The following is a 16,807-nucleotide window of genomic DNA, read 5'->3' on the forward strand; positions in this document are numbered from 1 at the left end:
CCACGTGTGATGAAACCCGCTGAACGTGGGGAGTACTGACGTGACTGTGACGACCGAGGGTATGGGGGCGACTCAAATCGCACCGCGCCGTGCGGACGGTGTCGAGTTGATCGGAGAACTCGCGGGTTCCGGTCACCGAGTCGCCCCCGCCCTCGTTCGTCGCGCCGACGGCCAGACGGTTGCACTGACGCCGTTGTTGTACGCGATGCTTCGCGAGCTCGACGGCGAGCGGACGCCCGCCGACGTGGCCGATGCGGTATCGGCGTCGACGGGCCGAACCGTCAACGCGGACAACGTCTGTCAGCTCGTCGAGCAACGCCTGGCGCCCCTGGGTCTGACTGCCCGTCCCGACGGCAGCCAACCCGAGGTGAAAAAGCGAGATCCGTTGCTGGGCTTGAAGCTACGGCGCACCATCACCGACCCGGCGGCCACCCGGCGTCTCACCGACCCGTTCCGGTTCCTGTTCCGGCCGTGGATGGTCGTCGCCGTACTGGCGGCGTTCGCGGTCGTGTGCTGGTGGGTGTGCTTCCACAAGGGCCTGGCGGGGGCGGCGTACGACGCGTTCGAACGCCCGGGACTGCTGATCCTGGTGTTCGTCGTGACCGTGCTCTCGGCCGGCTTCCACGAGTTCGGTCACGCCGCCGCCGCCAGATACGGCGGCGCGACCCCCGGTGTCATCGGCTTCGCCCTGTACCTGGTGTGGCCGGCGTTCTACACCGACGTCACGGACTCGTACCGGCTCAGCCGCAGGGGACGGTTGCGCACCGATCTGGGCGGGTTGTACTTCAACGCCGTCGTCGCGGTCGCGATCACGGCACTGTGGCTGGTGCTTCGCTACGACGCGCTGCTGCTCGTCGTCGCCACCCAGATCATCCAGATGATTCGTCAGCTCACCCCGCTGGTCAGGTTCGACGGCTACCACGTGCTGGCCGACCTCACCGGCGTGCCCGACCTGTACGGGCGCATCAAGCCGACGCTGCTGGGCATGCTGCCGTGGCGGTGGGGCGAACCGCAGGCCAGCCAGCTCAAATGGTGGGCCCGGCTGGTGGTGACGGCCTGGGTGATCATCGTGGTGCCGTTGCTGATCGGCATGCTGGTGCTGGCCGTCATCGGCCTGCCACGCCTGCTGGGCTCGGCCTGGGCGAGCCTGAACAGGCAGCACGACGTCCTGAGCGGCGCGTGGGCGGACGGCGACCTGGTGCAGGTCATCGCCCGGGTGCTGGCGATGATCGCGATCGTGATCCCGATGGCCGCGATCATCTACCTGCTGTGGCGGGTCGGGCACCGCATCGTCACCACCGCGTGGCAAGGCACCGCGGGCAAGCCGGTGAAGCGTGTTCTGGTCGGCGTGCTCGGCGCCGCCGCGCTGGCCGGTATCGCCTACGCGTGGTTCCCGGACGAGCAGAACTATCGACCGATTCAGGCGTCGGACCGCGGCACGCTCAGCGACATCGTCTACGCGCTGCGGGTCGAGAAAATGGGGGAGCGGCCGCAGCGCGCGGTCGACGACGTGTCGCGTCCGGTCGCTGCCACCCGGTCGCTGGCCGCGGGTCAGCGCGGTGTCATGCAGGCGCTCTGGGACACCCGCACACCGCCGCCGACGTTCAACTCGCCACAGCTCGCCGTCATCGTCGTTCCGCGCAAGGTCACGACCGCCGCCAACGGCGGTGGGTACGGCCCGCCGGCCGCGGCGGCACCGGCTGCCCAAGACGACGTCGGCTGGGTCTTCCCGTTCGACAAGCCGATCGCCCCGGAACCCGGCGACGGCAACAACCAGGCGCTCGCGGTGAACACCACCGACGGCACCATCGTCTACGACACGGCGTTCGCCCTCGTCTGGGCCACCGACGAGGAGTACGCGATGAACATCAACGAGGCGCACGCGTACGCGTCCTGCAATACGTGCGCCGCGGTGGCCGTCTCCTACCAGGTGGTCTTCGTCATCGACCAGGACGAGACGAACGACAACGTGGCGGCGCCGCAGAACCTGTCCGGCGCGCTGAACTACAAGTGCGTCAACTGCATGACGGTCTCGATGGCTCGACAGCTGTTCGTCACGCTCGACGAGGACCTCTCACCGGAGGCGAAGGCCGAGCTCGAGGCGCTGTGGGAGGAGATCGACCAATACGGCGATGACATCGCGGCCGGGAAGGTGCCGTTGAACGAAATCGACGCGCAGCTCGACGAATACACCACCGAGATCATGTGGATCGTCGAGAGGGACCAACCGGGAACCTTCCCGTCGCTCACGCCGACGACCGCCCCACCCAGCCCGACACCGGTCTCCGTTGAACAGCCCACGCCATCGCTGACCAGTCCGCTGCCCAGCAGCACCACCCCGGAACCGACACCTTCCGCGGACCCCACGGAGTCTGCCGAAAGTACCGCCGAGGAAACGGCTTCCAGCCCGACAGCGACGAACGATCCGACACCGACCGAGGATTCGCTTCCGAGCGAACCCACCACCGACACCACCACCGCCGAAGACTCCACCACGACAACGGATTCGACCTCGGATACCACCGACACCACGTCCACTGACGGCACCGGCTCGGACAGCACGACCTCGGACAACTCCGCGTCCGACGGCTCAGGTTCCGACGGGTCGGGCTCCTCTGACGGGTCGGGCTCCGGCGGGGCGACGTAGCGACGTCAGCTCCGGGGCTGATCCTCCTTGCGGATGAGCCGTTGCAGAGCTTCGCGGTCGGGTGCCAGCAGCTCGTCGATGCGCGGCTTGTTCACCTCGGCGACGATGATCTCACCGACCTCCTGGTGCACATCGCTGAAGATGCCGTGCGACTTCATCTTCTCGGTTTGGTAGATGTTGTCCTCGGTGGGCGTGACGTAGTAGACCACCTCCGCCTTGAAGCGGTGGATCAGCCACAGATGGAGGATGTCCATCAGTCGCTTCTGCCGCAGCTTCTCGGCGAAGGTGTTCTGGTCGCGCACCGTCAGGATGCTGCGCCCGTGCCGATCCTTGATCGGATCGACGATCGCGTTGGCCACCTTCTCGCTTCTGCCGTCCTCCCGTTCGCCGTAGATTCCTAGTTCCAGCACGTCGGAGCCCGGACGGGTGGGACGCAGCTGAACACGCAGCGTCTCCTCGAGCTGATAGTGCTTGCCCCACAGCGCCAGCCACTCCTCGAGCAGCTTCTTGGGCACCTCGGTCTGCACGAGGTGCTGATGCTGTGTGGAGCCCTTGCCCATGGCCTTCGTGGTCGCCGTACGGCCCGACGACGCGGCCAGCGCGGCATCGCTACGCGGCCCGCCGACCAGTGTTTGCGGTGTGCGGTAAGGCGATTCGACCAACCGCATCTTCCGCTGCAGCCGCGCCAGCGCCAACATGCCGTCCTGTTTGAGCGCGGTCGCGAACTCCTCGGCTGCCACCCCGTCGACCTGGTGCCCGCCGTAGGTGATGAAGTTGAAGACGAACCCCATCTTGGCCAGTTCCTCAGGGAAGGCCCGCATTTCGTCGTCACTCATCCCCGTGGTGTCCCAGTTGAACGAGGGGGACAGGTTGTAGGCCAGCATCTTGTCGGGAAACTCCGCGTGGATCGCCTCGGCGAACTCCCGCGCGTCGGTCAGATCGGCCGTCTTAGTCTCCATCCAGAGGATGTCGGCGAACGGCGCCGCGGCCAGCGACTTGGCGATCGCATACGGGATGCCGCCACGGACCTGGTAGTAGCCCTCCGGCGTCTTCGCCAGCTCGCAGTCCCATCCGACGGCCGCGCCGATCTCGCGTGCCTTCTCGCGCGCGGTGTACAGCGGAGCGCGTGTCGCGAACTCGCGCCACTCGTCGACGCTGACGTCGAGCGGTTCGCCTTCGCTCTGCCGGAATTCGAGTAGCTCGGCCACCGCCTCGCCGTACGTCATCAGCCCGGCGTCCAGCTGCCAGGCATCGACGAACTGCGACTCGACCTGGTCGAACACGGCGTCGATGGACTGCTGCGCGTCGCTCTGGTAGGTCGCGCACGCCTCGGCGACCGCGTCGGCGATGCCGTGGTGCGCCAACCAGCCGTTCGCGGCCTCATATTCGCCTTCGGGCAGCGCGTAGAGCAGGTGGCCGTTGAGTTCGGTGACGCCCAACTCGTAGAAGCGCCGCATCATCGCCAGGTAGCACGACTTGTAGGACGGAATCCTCAGGTTGGTAACGCCCAGCAGGAACGGCTGGTCCCGCTCGTCGGCGCGGCTGTCGATCAGGTTCGCCGCCTCGGCGTCCGTGCGGGCCACGATGATGCCCGGCACGCCCATCACGTCGAGCTGGAACCGGGCGGTGTTGAGCCGCTTGATCTGTTCGTCCGATGGCACCAGCACCTTGCCACCCTGGTGACCGCACTTCTTGGTGCCCGGGCGCTGGTCTTCGATGTGGTATCCGGGCACACCGGCCTCGACGAACCGGCGGATCAGGTTGCGTACGTGCGGATCTCCACCGTGGCCGGTGTCGGCGTCGGCGATGATGAACGGGCGGAAGTCCGTCGCGGGGGTCGCGGCGCGCTGCTCTTCGGTCATCTGCAGCCGCATGTACCGCTGGTTGCGGTCGGCGGTCAGCAGGGCCCGCACCAGCCCCGCGGCCTCCTCGGGCACCTGGCTCAACGGGTAGCTGGCCAGGTCGGGACCCGGGTCCTCGGTGGTGGACCCCTTCGCCGACGTCGCCCACCCGCCGAGATAGATCCCCTCGATGCCGGTGCGCTTCATCGCCACCGCCTGACCCGGCGAATACGGACCGAAGGTGGTGATGCTCTTCTTCTGGGCGAACAGTTCGCGCAGCCGGGCGTAGAACGCGGTCGCCGCCTCCCGCGCGGTGATGTAGTCGAACGGGATCGTGCCACGCTGCTCGACGACCTGTCGGGCCGTGTAGAGCCGGATTATCCCGTCGAATCGTGGGCTGTCGAAGTACTTCTGAGTGGCGGCAACGTCGCGCTCGAACGGTGTCTGAGGCGCTGCATCCGCTTCCATGATGGCCATGAATTCAGCGTACGGCGCGTGCTTCGACGGCGGTGCGTATTCACTGCGTAATCACGCCGACGGGCCCCGCCACCAACGTGGCGAGGTGCCGTGTGCCCGGCGGAACACCCTGGCGAAATATCCGGGGTCGGCGATCCCGACGCGGCGGGCCACCTCCTGGAGGGGCAGGTCGGTGTCGGCCAGCAGCCGGCGGCTCTCAGCCATCCGGCGCTCGGTGATCCACTCCCGGACGGTGCGCCCGGTGCGGCGGCGCACGATCGTCGTGAGATGGCCCGGCGTCATGCCGACCTCGCGCGCCACGTCTCGCAGCGACAACGGCTCGCAATACCGTCGCTCGATCACCGCCAACACCTCCGCCAGCACCGTCTCGCCGCGGTATCGGAGATGGCCCACCACGTCACCCGCGACGCGGGCCAGGTCGATCAGCAGCAACGTCAGGTGAGCGACCGCGGCCTGCCGGTACCCGTCCCGACGCGCTGCCAACTCGGTCTGGATCGCGCTGACCGCGGCGTCCCATACCGGTCGACGGTCGCGGGGGAGCCGCAGTTCGAGCATGCCGCCGGCCTCGGCATGCAGAAACGGATACAGCAGCGGGTGCCCACGCCACGCCGGCCATGACGCCTTCACGTCCACCCCCAGAGCGGTCGGGTCGAAGAACACCCCGACGCCTTCACTCGAGCGCTCGACCCGGGTCGGGTCCACCACCTCACCGGGCGCCGCCACATAGACCAGGCCGGCCGACGACGCGTACCACAGGGCGGGGAAGTCGTGAATATGCAGACCGCGCTCCAGCACGTCTCCGGTTTCTGCGAACACCACCGACACCGGCGGCGCATCCGGCCCCTTCGGATACGCGTACATCGGCACGCCGCCGCGGTGCCGCAGCAGCCTGGATTGTGCAACCATGGCCCGGGCGCGACGCAAAGCCCGCGGACTGGCCGGGATTCGGTTCGACCGCGGCTACGCCCAAGAGCTTCCGTATGCCGATGGCGAGTTCGACCGCGTGCTGTTGTCGATGATGTGGCACCACCTCGACGACGACGTGAAACCCCAAGCGGCAGCGGAGGTTTTCCGGGTGCTGCGGCCCGGTGGCCGACTGTACCTGCTCGACGTCGGCGGCCCGATGAGCGTCGATGACGGGCGTGCGGCGCCCCGGATGCTGCGCGGAGCGCACCTCGCCGGCAACCTCGGCGACGCGATCCCGCGGCTCATGCGCAGTGTCGGCTTCGACTGCACCCAGATCGACACGCACCAGCAGCGCCTGGTCGGCAGGCTCACCTACTACCGGGCTGTGCGATCGTCGTGACGATGTGCTCGGCGATCGCGAGCGAGGACGTCGCCGCCGGTGAGGGCGCGTTGCGGACGACGACGACACGGTCACGGAAGCTGAGCCGGAAGTCGTCGACCAGGCTGCCGTCGCTGTCGAGCGCCTGCGCCCGCACGCCGGCTTTGCCCGCGACGACGTCGTCGTCGGTGAGTTCGGGTACGTAGGCGCGGGCGGCGGCGAGGAATCTGCGTCGGCTGACCGATCCGTACAACTCGCGGACCCCGGTGCGCCAGTGCTGCCGGGCGAACCGCCAGAAGGCGCCCGTGGCGGCGATCTCGACGAGATCGCGCACCGAGACCGTCGTCCAGGTGTAGCCCTCGCGGGCAAGGGCGAGCACGGCATTCGGTCCGATCAGCACCTCGCCGTCGACGCGCGGGGTCAGGTGCACGCCGAGAAACGGATAGCGTGGATCGGGCACCGGGTATACCAGCCCGTTCACCAAATGGCGCCGCTGCGGCTTCAACGCGTAGTACTCGCCGCGGAACGGCACGATCACCGGGTCGGCGCCGTCACCCACCAGCGCCGCCAGCCGATCGCTCTGCAGTCCGCCGCACACCACGACACGGTCGAACGCGTCATCACGAGCGGTTTGTCCGCACCGTGCGGTGACGATCACCTCGTCGCGCACGGTCCGCATCCCGACGACCTGGTGGCCGAGCAGGATCGTCGCTCCGTCGACGACCGCATCGGCGGCCAGCGCCTCGGTCACCTCCGCGAAGTCGACGATCGATGTCGACGGCGAGTGCAGCGCCGCCACCCCGCTGACGTGGGGTTCGAGTTCGCGCAATTCTCGGGGGCCGATGATCCGCACGCCCGGAACCCCGTTGGCGCGGGCCCGGTCCGCGATGTCGTCCAGCCTGGCGCGTTCGGCGTCGTCGAGCGCGACGAGCACCTTGCCGCAACCGATCCGGCGGATGTCGTGCTCGGCGCAGAACTCCTCGAGCAGGCCGACGCCGCGGCGGCACAGCAGCGCCTTCTGGGAGCCGGGTTGGTAGTACAGACCGGCGTGCACGACGCCGGAGTTGCGTCCCGTCTGGTGTGCGGCCAGCCGGTCCTCTTTTTCGAACAGCGTCACGGCCGAGTCCGGCTGCCGGCGCAGGATTTCGCGTGCGACGGCGACGCCGACGATGCCGCCACCGACGACGGCGATCCGCGAACCTGTCACCACGATCACAATCTTGCCTCATCCGCTGCTTCCCGCCGCGTTCAACGCCGGCCAGGGTCACCGTTCGGTCACGGTCTGGTATCTCATTGGTGTTGTGCCATACCGCAATTGGACTAATTGACACTTCTGGCAGTACAAGTGGACTTACGACTGCTGTGCCCAACGGCGGGCACGGGCTGCTCGCGCCGATGTTCGAGAAAGTTGAATTCCGATGAGACGCATACTGGCCTTGATGCTGGGTCTGGCCATGCTGGGGACAGTGCCGGGTGTCGCGGCTGCTCAGCCGGCGACGCGGTCCGCCGTCAACCAGAAGGCGATCGATTTGGTGATCGCGCGCGGACTCTCGCAGCGCGGCGTGCCGTTCTCTTACGGTGGCGGCGATGCGACCGGTCCGACGCGGGGCAGCGGAACCGCCGAGAACGTCGCCGGACTGGACCCCGATGGCCGCATCGTCGGGCTGGACCCCGCGGTGAGCACCGTCGGTTTCGACGCCTCCGGTCTGATGGTCTATGCGTACGCCGGCGCCGGGGTCAAGCTGCCGCGGTCATCAGGCGCGCAGTACAAGGTCGGCCAGAAAGTCGCGCCGTCACAGGCTCTTCCCGGCGATCTGATCTTCTACGGTCCCGAGGGAACCCAGAGCGTGGCGATGTTCCTCGGCAACGGGCAGATGCTGGAGGCGACCGAACCGGCGGTCACCGTCTCGCCGGTCCGCACCAACAACATGGCGCCGTATTTGGTCCGCATCATCGCGTGAGGACCTCCGGCGTGCGCCATACGTCAGGCTGCACGGGATAGGCGATCGCCGCGCGTACCGAGCCGGCGATGTCGGCGCCCCGTTCGCGGTGCACCAGCCACAGCGCCAAATCGATGCCCGAGGTCACCCCGCCCGCGGTCACCACGGTGCCGTCGTCGACGACACGGTGCCGCCTGACGGTTGCACCGTAGCGCGAAAGCTCCTCCAGCGCAGCGTCGTTGGTCGTCGCATTGCGACCGTGCAGGAGGCCGGCCGCCCCGAGGATCAGCGCGCCGGTGCAGACGGACGCCACCCAGCGCACCGACGGTGCCAACTCGGCGATGACGCCAGGCAGCGCACCGCGCCGAATCTCCTGTCGCACACCGGTATCCGTCGCGTCCACCCAGCCGCCCCCGGGCACCAAGACGGCATCCGGGGTGCCCAGCGTCTCGTCGATCTGCATCCGCAACCCGTACGCCGTGGTCACCGGGCCGGTACCGTCGGCGCGCACCAGGGCCACCTCGAGGCCGGCGTCGAGCGCGGCGGCCCGCACGAACACCTCCCACGGCGCGATCACGTCGAGGGGATCGAACCCGTCGAACACCACGATCTCGATGCGCACAGGTTCTAGTTGAACATGTCCAACACGAGCAGCACGCCGGTTGCGACGAACAACAGCACCGTCGAACCCGGCGGGATCAGCGGCCCCGCCAGTTGGGTTTGCGCCGCTCGCGCCACGCCGTGAGGCCCTCGGCGACGTCCTCGGTGGCCCCGGCCACCTTGCGCATGGTCTCGCCGAAGCGCACCGACTCGATCCATCCCATGTTCTGGGTCCGCCAGGCCACCTCCTTGGTGGCCCGTTGCGCCAGCGGCGCGGCCTCGGTGAGGGTCTGCGCCCACGCCAGCGCCTCGGCCTGCAGGTCGTCGGGTTCGACCAGCTTCCAGACCAGCCCCATCTCCTTGGCCCGCTCGGCGCTGATCGGCTTACCGGTCAGCAGCAGTTCCATCGCGTCGGCCCAACGCACCCGTTGAGGGAGCCGGATCGCGCCGACGATGGTGGGCACGCCGATCGACACCTCGGGGAAGGAGAACGTGGCCTCGGTGCTGGCGATCACGAAGTCGCAGAACAGCACCCCGGTCAGCCCGTAGCCGATACAGGGGCCGTGCACGGCGGCGATGGTCGGCTTGAACAGCTCCATGCCGCTTTCGAAGGAGTTGATCGTCGGTTTCTCCCAGAACGTGCCCGCGAAAGTGCCCACCGAGCCCTCGCCGTCCTTGAGGTCCCCGCCCGCGCAGAACACGTCGCCGTTTGCGGTCAGGATCCCCACCCAGGCGTCCTCGTCGTCGCGGAACCGGTTCCATGCCGCGTTCAGGTCGTTGCGCAGCGCGCCGTTGATCGCGTTGCGGGCCTCGGGACGGTTCAGGGTGATGGTGGCGATGTGGTCTTTGCACTCAAACGTGACGAGGCTCATGGCTGCACCTTAATCTCATGGGACCTTTGCCTGCCGTGATGGGAGTACGCGATGACATCAACTGTGGACGCGACCGATCGGGTGTCCGGGCTGGCCCGCGGCATGCGCGAGCTGGTCGCGGCCGAGGCGGCCGAATCCGAGCGCATGCGCACCCTCACGCCGCCGATCGTCGACGCCATGTGGGACACCGGGCTGATGTCGGCGTTCAATCCGATCGCCGCGGGAGGAGTCGAACCGTCCTTCCCCGAAATGATCGAGACGTGGATCGAAATGGCTTGGCAGGACGGGTCTTTCGGTTGGATCGGCATCGCCAACCTGCCGTCATCGTTCGCCGCCGCCACGTACCTGCCCGACGAGGGATTCGCGGAGGTGTTCACGGCCCACGACAACCGGGTCACTTTGGGCGGGCAGTTCTTCCCCAACGGGCAGGGCCAGGCCGTCGACGGCGGCTACCGGCTGACCGGGTCGTGGAGTTTCGGCTCGGGAACGGGTCATTCCCAGTACGTCGCCGCGGGCTTTCTGCCGATGGACGAGGGGGAGGTGCGCTGGGTCAGCGAGGGGGTGCCCGACATGCAGGTCGCCGTGGTGCCCCGCGACCAGATCAGCTTCAACGACGGCTGGCATGTCCAGGGACTGAAGGGCACCGGCAGCTACGACTACAGCGCCGAGGACGTGTTCGTTCCGGCCTACCGGACTTTCCCGCTGTTCACCCGCGAGCCGCGCCGGGGTTCGTCGCCGGCCACCCGGATGGGACTGATGGGAATGATTGCGGCCGGGCACGCGTCGTGGGCGCTCGGGGTCGCCAAGAGCATGCTCGACGACGTCGAAGAGCTCGCGGCCACCAAGTTCCGGATGAGCGACATGGCGTCGCTGGCCAGTAGGCCCACCTTCCAGAAGGGCCTCGCGCACCATGTGGCGGCGTGGCGCGCCGCGCGGCTGCTGGTGCTGCAGGCGTTCGGTACGGCCGAAACCGCCGTCGCCTCCGGTGAGGAGCTGACGCCGACCCTGCGTGCGGACATGCGGGTGGCCGCCGTCTACGCCACCGACGTGGCCCGCCAGTGCGCCGAATGGGCGCATCTGGTCGCGGGCACCAGCGCGATCCGCGAGGGCACGCGCCTGGAGCGGGCGTTCCGCGACATGTACACCGGCACCCAGCACGCCTTCATCAGCGAGAAGGTCGCCATCGACGCGGCGCAGGTGTGGCTGGGCATCGTCGAGGACCAGTTCGGGCTCTGATCAGCCGGTGCGCGCGACGAATTCGGCGACGACGCGGCCGAGTTCGGCGCCGCGCTGCTCCTGAACGAAGTGGCCAGCACCCTCGATCGTCGTGTGGGGTTGGCCCTTCGCACCAGGAACGTGGTCGGCGAAGACCTTGTCCCATCCGCGTGTCGCCGGATCACCGTCGGAGTACGCCGTGAGAAACGGCCGCCGCCAGTCACCGAGCGCGGCCATCGTCGCGCGCCCGATCGCGGCGCCGGGGTCGTTGCGCGTCAACGGAATCAACGCCGTCATCTGCCGCAGGCCGGCGGTGAACGTGCGGTCCGGGAACGGTGCGTCGTAAGCGGCGAGGACGTCGGGGCAAAGCGGGCCTGCCACCGCGTCGAGGAAGAAACTCGGAACGAGTTCCGGTGAGCGTTGATAGAACGCCACGTAATCGAGGAGGGTCTCCTGGTGGATGACCTGACCGTCGCCGACGGCGTGGTGCGGCCATTCGAGCCGGCCCGCGAGTCCGGGGTCGCAGGTGTGCAGGATCGTGTTGGTCGCGACGACGCGGGCGAACCGGTCGGGCTCGCGCGCGAGCACGCTGAGCCCGATGGGTCCGCCCCAGTCCTGCACGACCAGCGTCATATCGGTCACGTTCAGCCGGACGAGCGCGCTGTGCATCCAGTCGACGTGGCGTTTGAAGGTGTAGTCGGTCGGGTCGGCGGGCTTGTCCGACCGGCCGTAGCCGATGTTGTCGGGCGCGATCACGCGCAGGCCCGCGTCGAGCAGTACGCGGATCACGTGCCGATACAGGTACGACCACGTTGGTTGACCGTGTAGCAGCACGACGACGGGCGCATCAACCGGTCCGGCGTCGACGTAATGCATTCGCAGGGGCGCGATTCCGCGTGTCTCCACGTCGACATAGCTAGGGACGAACGGGTAATCGGGCAGCCCGGCGAAGCGCTCGTCAGGTGTTCTCAGCACAGCCATGTGCTCAGCCGGCGACCGACTCGAAGACGCCGTCGGCGACCATGTTGCGCAAGGCCTTTCGGTCGAATTTGCCGCTCGCCAGGGTGGGGATCTGGTCGCTGGTGACCACGGCCCAGCGGGTGGGCACCTTGTAGGCCGACAGTTGCGCGCGGACGCGTTCGGCCAACGAGCCCACGTTGACGGCGGTGTCGGCGGGCACCACGACGGCGCACACCTGCTCGCCGCGCACCGCGTCGTCGACTCCGACCACCAGGCACTGGGCGACGTCATCGAACTCCTCGATGACCGCCTCGACTTCGAGCGGCGAGACGTTGGCGCCCGCGGCCTTGATGAGTTCGGTGCTGCGTCCGACGTAGAACAGGCGCGGATCGCCGGTTCGGCGGTAGACGCGGTCGCCGGTGTGGTACCAGCCGTCGTCGTCGAAGGTCTCCCATCGCTCGCGTTTGTTGTAGCCCGCCATGACACCGATTCCGCGGACCAGTAATTCGCCGACGGTGCCGTCGGGTACCGGTTCGCCGGCGTCGTCGACGATGCGCATGTCGGTGAACACGAATCCGCCCGCGGTTTCAGACATTGTGCGGTGCACGGGATATCCGTCGGGCACGTCGACCATCGCGACGTCCAGCGGCCCGTCTCGCAGCAGCGGTGCGCTGGACAGGTCGCGGTCGGCGAAGGTCGGGTGGTCACGCAGCTTCTGGGTGAACGCCGGCCACCCGATCACGCCAGTGGCCCGTTCGCGCTCGACGAGGTCCAGCGCGGTACCGGCGTCCAGCCGCGGCATGGCGATCACCGTGACGGGTTCGTGCAGCGCCCCGGTGACCGCGAGCAGCCCGCCGATCCAGAAGAACGGCATCGCCGACAGAATCCGCGGCGGCCCTTCGGATTTGGTGACCAGCCGTACCGCGCTGGGCCAGGTCGACGTCTGGCGGACCAGGGTGCCGTGCGTGTGCAGCACGCCTTTGGGGTCGGCGGTCGAGCCGGAGGTCTGCACCATGACGGCGAGGTCGGCGGGGGAGACCTCGGCCTCGGCCGCGGCCAGCACCTCAGGTGACACGCCTGTGGCGCCGTCGTCGTACCCCGTCGCCCACACCCGCCCGGTATCGGTGGTGAACACGATGCGACGCAGATACGGGGCGGCGGCCAGCGCCAGCCGTCCGCCGGACTGGCCCGACAAGGACGGCCACGCCGTTTCGAAACGCTCGGCGACGTCGATGCTCAGCACCTCGGCGGGTGCCACCAGCAGCGCGATGTCGGCGAGCCTGGCGACTTTGGCGATCTCGGCCGGGGTGTAGAGGGTGCTCAACGGCACCACCAGCGCGCCGATGCGCGACAGCGCAAGCCACCAGGTGACCCACTCGACACCGTTGGGGAAGAACAGCCCCACGCGGGTGCCCTTGCCGACACCCTGGCCGAGCAGCCACCGGGCAATCTGCGCCGAACGCTGCTCGGCCTGAGCGTAGGTGAGCCGTTCGGTCGGGGTGACCAGATAGGTGTGTTGGCCGAACTCATGCGCACCGCGCTGCAGTAGCGCCGGAACGGTCGGTCGGGGAAGCGTCACCTACCGATTGTCACCCCGACCATCTCTCGACGGCTCAGGCGCCCAACGTGCGCTGGATGTCGCCCTTCATCGCGGTCAGCTGCGAACCCCAGTACCCCCACCCGTGGGTGCCGTTGGCGGGGAAGTTGAACGTGCCGTTGGAACCGCCCGCGGCCTGGTACTGCCGCTGGAAGTTCTTGTTGCTGTCCAGGGTGATGCTTTCGAGCACCTGGGCCGGGATGTCGCCACCGCCGCCCAGGTCGCCGGGCCTGCCGCTGCCGCAGTACACCCAGATCCGCGTGCCATTGCTGACCAGCCGTCCGACGGTGGCGGTGGGGTCGTTGCGCTGCCACGCCGATGACCCGCCGGGTCCCCACATCGCGGTGGCGTCGAACCCGCCCGCGTCGCGCATCGCGAAACCGACCAGGGTCGGCCAGAGCCCCTCGGAGAGGTTGAGGAAGCCCGACAGCGAGGCGGCGTAGCGGAACTGGCCGGGATGGTACGCCGCCAGGATCAGCGCCGAGCTACCCGACATCGACAGACCCACCACGGCGTTGCCGGTCGGGGAGACGCCCTCGTTCGCCGACAGGTACGCGGGCAGCTCCGAGGTCAGGAACGTTTCCCACTGGTAGTTGTAGGTGGTGCCGTTGCCGACGGCCGGCTGTTGCCAGTTGGTGTAGAAGCTGGACATGCCGCCGACGGGCATGACGACGGACAGACCCGATTCGTAGTAGTTCTCGAACGCGGCCGTCTCGATGTCCCAGCCACTGTTGTCGTCACGGGCGCGCAGGCCGTCGAGCAGATACACCGCGTGCGGTCCGCCGCCCTGGAACTTCACCGGGATGTCGCGGCCCATCGCCGCGGACGGCACCATCAGCGTCTCGACGGGAAGCCCCGGACGGGAGTAAGCCGACGCGGTCGCGGTCGAACCCGCGACCGCCGCGAGGCCGGGCAGCACCAACGCGACGACCGCCCCGACGAGCAGCCTTCGAACAACGCCGGGCACAAAACTGGATAAGAACGTCATATCTGTGAACCTCGAGAAATGCCGCACGAGGGCGGCGGTGTGCGTGTGAAACGCGGACCGGCGAACCTGGCGGTGCCGGATCAGGGCCGTTGCTTGACGCCTGCCGCGAAATTTTGTCGCAGCCCTCAGCGGACTGCTGCACACCGTTAGTCGGCGATCGCCGTCACCGCGTTACGGCGCGTTCTCGAGTTCAGCAGCCGAGTTCGACGACCGCGGTGCTGACCACATTGCCGGCGGCGGAAATTGACAGACCGAGGTTGTCGCGGACCATGACGACGACATCCGATGCGGGGGTGCCCTGACGGGTGGCATTGCAGATCCGGTTGCCTTCGGCAAGCAATTGCTCGGAGCTCAGAAATGGCAACCGGTCTTGCAGTTTGCGCAGGTATTCGTTTTGATCCGCCGCGGCCTGGGGCGCGAAAATCACCGAAGCGGCAAACAACACGGTCAGCGCGCGCACTAAATGCGCCACACAATCACCTCCGAGGAATGCTTCCCGAACGTCAGATGTCGAACGACGTGAGCGAGTCATACATCTCACAGCCCCGAAAAAAAACGGACTGTTTCGTAGCGCTAACGATATCCGTTCAAATCCGGATTTTGCAATCGACGCATCCGTCACCCGCGAAGCCGAAACTGCGTTCGGGATGAGGCGTCAGTATCCTCCTGATGAATGGCGCATGATCGAATCGGCGGCTCGGCCCGCCTCCGCCGTGGAGTGCAGATTGCGCTTCGCGGGCGGCGTGACCCGGCACCCGTCGCCGGTCAGCGCCGCCGCGCCGCCAGCGGCGTCGACGAGATTCACGCCCGCAAGGTTCTCGACCTGACGATCCGCCTCGCCGAGGTGATGTTGTCGTCCGGGTCGGGCACCGCGGACGTCGTCGCGACCGCGCAGGACGTCGCCCAGGCGTATCGGCTCACCGATTGCGTCGTCGACATCTTCGTCACCACCGTGATCGTGTCGGCCCTGCCGACCGCGGACAGCCCGCCGGTCACCATCGTGCGCAGCGTGCACACCAGGTCCACCGACTACACCCGGTTGGGCGAACTCGACCGGCTCGTGCTGCGCATCACCTCCGGCGGCGTCTCCGTCGAACAGGCTCACGAGGCCATGGACGAGCTGACCGAGCGTCCGCACCCGTATCCACGGTGGCTGGCGACCGTGGGCTGGGCGGGGTTCGCCCTCGGCATCGCCATGCTGCTCGGCGGCACCTGGGTGACCTGCATCCTGGCGGCCACCACCTCGGCGGTCATCGACCAGGTCGGCAGGCGGCTGAACCGCATCGGAACCCCGTTCTTCTTCCAGCACGCGATCGGCGCGGCGATCGCGACCCTGGTGGCCGTCGCGGCGTACTACTTCGGCGGCCAGGGACCGACCGCCCTGGTCGCAACGGGAATCGTGATGCTGCTGTCCGGCCTGACGTTCGTCGGCGCGATGCAGGACGCGGTAACCGGGTACATGCTCACCGCCATCGCCCGGCTCGGGGAAGCGGTGCTGCTCACCGCCGGGATCGTGGTCGGCATCCTCGCGGGGCTGCAGATCGCCACGATGGCGGGCGTCGTCATCGAACTGCACGTCGACGCGACCGAGTCGTTCGTACCGCCCCACGGGGCGTTGGCGATCGCGCTCGCGGTGGGGGGAGCCGGGCTGGCGGGCGCTTCTCTGACCGTGACGAGCTACGCACCGCTGCGGGCGATCGCGACCGCGGGGCTTGCGGCGGCCGCTGCAGAAGTGGTGTTGATCAGCCTCGGAACCGCGGGCGCCGGCCAGGTGTTCGCCAGCGGTGTCGCGGCCGTCGGCGTCGGTGTCATCGCGACGCTGATCTCGATTCGGCGACAGGCGCCGGCCCTGGTCACCGCGACCGCCGGCATCATGCCGATGCTGCCGGGCCTCGCCGTATTCCGGGCGGTGTTCTCCTTCGCCGTCGACGGCAATTTCGACAACGGTCTGCGCCAGATGATGGCCGCGATCGCCACCGCGCTCGCCCTGGGCAGCGGCGTGGTGCTGGGGGAGTTCCTCGGTTCTCCGCTGCGCTACCGCGCCGGCCGCATCGGCGACCTTCTCCGTAAGGAGGGACTGCCCGGCCTGCGTCGTGCCATCGGGCCGGTCGTGCACCTGCGACCGACCGAAGCCGCCCACACGACGAGCACCCACCATCCGCAGTCGCGAAGCGTCGCGCTGGAGCCGACCCCCGCCGACCAGGAGTCGCGCGCCGACGGCGGCGATGAATCCGAATCTCCAGAGGGCCAAGTCGACCGACGCGATGGTCAGCGCGACGAGCAGTAGCGGCAACCGACAAGACGGCGCGCGCCCGAACCGTTAGCCTTGCTCAGATCGGGCCGGACCCATGGAGAGGACAACCGGAATCTCATGACTCGACGACG

General features: G+C 68.2%; 14 protein-coding genes. 5 read left to right on the forward strand and 9 right to left on the reverse strand.

Annotated features, from left to right (window positions below; translation table 11 throughout):
* The first annotated feature begins 40 nt into the window (after nucleotides 1–40).
* A complete protein-coding gene (locus MELE44368_RS00085) occupies nucleotides 41–2,647 on the forward strand; it encodes a hypothetical protein (RefSeq protein WP_241566418.1) in 2,607 nt (868 codons plus the stop codon).
* Between the two features lie 5 nt (nucleotides 2,648–2,652).
* Here MELE44368_RS00085 and aceA read toward each other — a convergent pair whose 3' ends face one another.
* Both aceA and MELE44368_RS00095 read right to left on the reverse strand, forming a co-directional pair.
* Nucleotides 2,653–4,965, reverse strand: coding sequence for an isocitrate lyase ICL2 (gene aceA / locus MELE44368_RS00090; RefSeq protein ID WP_128106606.1), 2,313 nt, complete (start codon nucleotides 4,963–4,965; stop codon nucleotides 2,653–2,655).
* Between the two features lie 51 nt (nucleotides 4,966–5,016).
* On the reverse strand, nucleotides 5,017–5,871 hold the full coding sequence (locus tag MELE44368_RS00095) for a helix-turn-helix transcriptional regulator (protein ID WP_128106607.1): 855 nt from the start codon (nucleotides 5,869–5,871) through the stop codon (nucleotides 5,017–5,019).
* Between MELE44368_RS00095 and MELE44368_RS00100 the strand changes: the two genes are divergently transcribed.
* Nucleotides 5,870–6,271: a class I SAM-dependent methyltransferase gene (locus tag MELE44368_RS00100; RefSeq protein WP_128106608.1), complete on the forward strand. Its 402-nt coding sequence runs from the start codon at nucleotides 5,870–5,872 to the stop codon at nucleotides 6,269–6,271. The two genes, MELE44368_RS00095 and MELE44368_RS00100, sit on opposite strands and share 2 nt — an antisense overlap.
* Here the strand turns inward: MELE44368_RS00100 and lhgO are convergent.
* Nucleotides 6,240–7,457, reverse strand: a complete 1,218-nt coding sequence (gene lhgO / locus MELE44368_RS00105; RefSeq protein ID WP_128106609.1) for an L-2-hydroxyglutarate dehydrogenase — start codon at nucleotides 7,455–7,457, stop codon at nucleotides 6,240–6,242. The genes MELE44368_RS00100 and lhgO overlap by 32 nt on opposite strands.
* Before the next feature lie 211 nt (nucleotides 7,458–7,668).
* On the opposite strand from lhgO, the gene ripD reads away from it, so the two are divergent.
* Nucleotides 7,669–8,211 carry an NlpC/P60 family peptidoglycan-binding protein RipD gene (ripD, locus tag MELE44368_RS00110; RefSeq protein WP_128106610.1) on the forward strand — a complete coding sequence of 181 codons (543 nt, stop codon included), beginning with the start codon at nucleotides 7,669–7,671 and terminating at the stop codon, nucleotides 8,209–8,211.
* Here the strand turns inward: ripD and MELE44368_RS00115 are convergent.
* Nucleotides 8,201–8,812 (reverse strand): DJ-1/PfpI family protein, encoded by a 612-nt coding sequence (locus MELE44368_RS00115; protein WP_128106611.1) that lies wholly within the window; start codon nucleotides 8,810–8,812, stop codon nucleotides 8,201–8,203. The two genes, ripD and MELE44368_RS00115, sit on opposite strands and share 11 nt — an antisense overlap.
* 76 nt (nucleotides 8,813–8,888) lie before the next feature.
* Complete coding sequence (locus MELE44368_RS00120; RefSeq protein ID WP_128106612.1) at nucleotides 8,889–9,662, reverse strand: enoyl-CoA hydratase/isomerase family protein; 774 nt, start codon at nucleotides 9,660–9,662, stop codon at nucleotides 8,889–8,891.
* A 51-nt stretch (nucleotides 9,663–9,713) separates the two neighbouring features.
* Between MELE44368_RS00120 and MELE44368_RS00125 the strand changes: the two genes are divergently transcribed.
* Entirely contained in the window at nucleotides 9,714–10,898 is a 1,185-nt protein-coding gene (locus MELE44368_RS00125; protein ID WP_128106613.1) for an acyl-CoA dehydrogenase family protein, read from the forward strand.
* Here MELE44368_RS00125 and MELE44368_RS00130 read toward each other — a convergent pair whose 3' ends face one another.
* The 4 genes from MELE44368_RS00130 to MELE44368_RS00145 form a co-directional block, all read right to left on the reverse strand.
* Nucleotides 10,899–11,858 carry a haloalkane dehalogenase gene (locus tag MELE44368_RS00130; RefSeq protein ID WP_128106614.1) on the reverse strand — a complete coding sequence of 320 codons (960 nt, stop codon included), beginning with the start codon at nucleotides 11,856–11,858 and terminating at the stop codon, nucleotides 10,899–10,901.
* Nucleotides 11,859–11,862: 4 nt separating this feature from the next.
* Nucleotides 11,863–13,416 carry a class I adenylate-forming enzyme family protein gene (locus MELE44368_RS00135; RefSeq protein ID WP_128106615.1) on the reverse strand — a complete coding sequence of 518 codons (1,554 nt, stop codon included), beginning with the start codon at nucleotides 13,414–13,416 and terminating at the stop codon, nucleotides 11,863–11,865.
* Nucleotides 13,417–13,450: 34 nt separating this feature from the next.
* Nucleotides 13,451–14,422, reverse strand: coding sequence for an alpha/beta hydrolase (locus tag MELE44368_RS00140; protein ID WP_128106616.1), 972 nt, complete (start codon nucleotides 14,420–14,422; stop codon nucleotides 13,451–13,453).
* 190 nt (nucleotides 14,423–14,612) lie between these two features.
* Nucleotides 14,613–14,894, reverse strand: coding sequence for a DUF732 domain-containing protein (locus tag MELE44368_RS00145; RefSeq protein WP_241566419.1), 282 nt, complete (start codon nucleotides 14,892–14,894; stop codon nucleotides 14,613–14,615).
* A gap of 201 nt (nucleotides 14,895–15,095) precedes the next feature.
* Here MELE44368_RS00145 and MELE44368_RS00150 point away from each other — a divergent pair, with 201 nt between their 5' ends.
* The gene (locus tag MELE44368_RS00150) at nucleotides 15,096–16,709 is read left to right on the forward strand and encodes a threonine/serine exporter family protein (protein WP_128106617.1); all 1,614 of its coding nucleotides are present in this window, start codon (nucleotides 15,096–15,098) and stop codon (nucleotides 16,707–16,709) included.
* Nucleotides 16,710–16,807 lie beyond the last annotated feature (98 nt).

The sequence above is a fragment of the Mycolicibacterium elephantis DSM 44368 genome (assembly GCF_004014805.1).
GTDB lineage: Bacteria > Actinomycetota > Actinomycetes > Mycobacteriales > Mycobacteriaceae > Mycobacterium > Mycobacterium elephantis.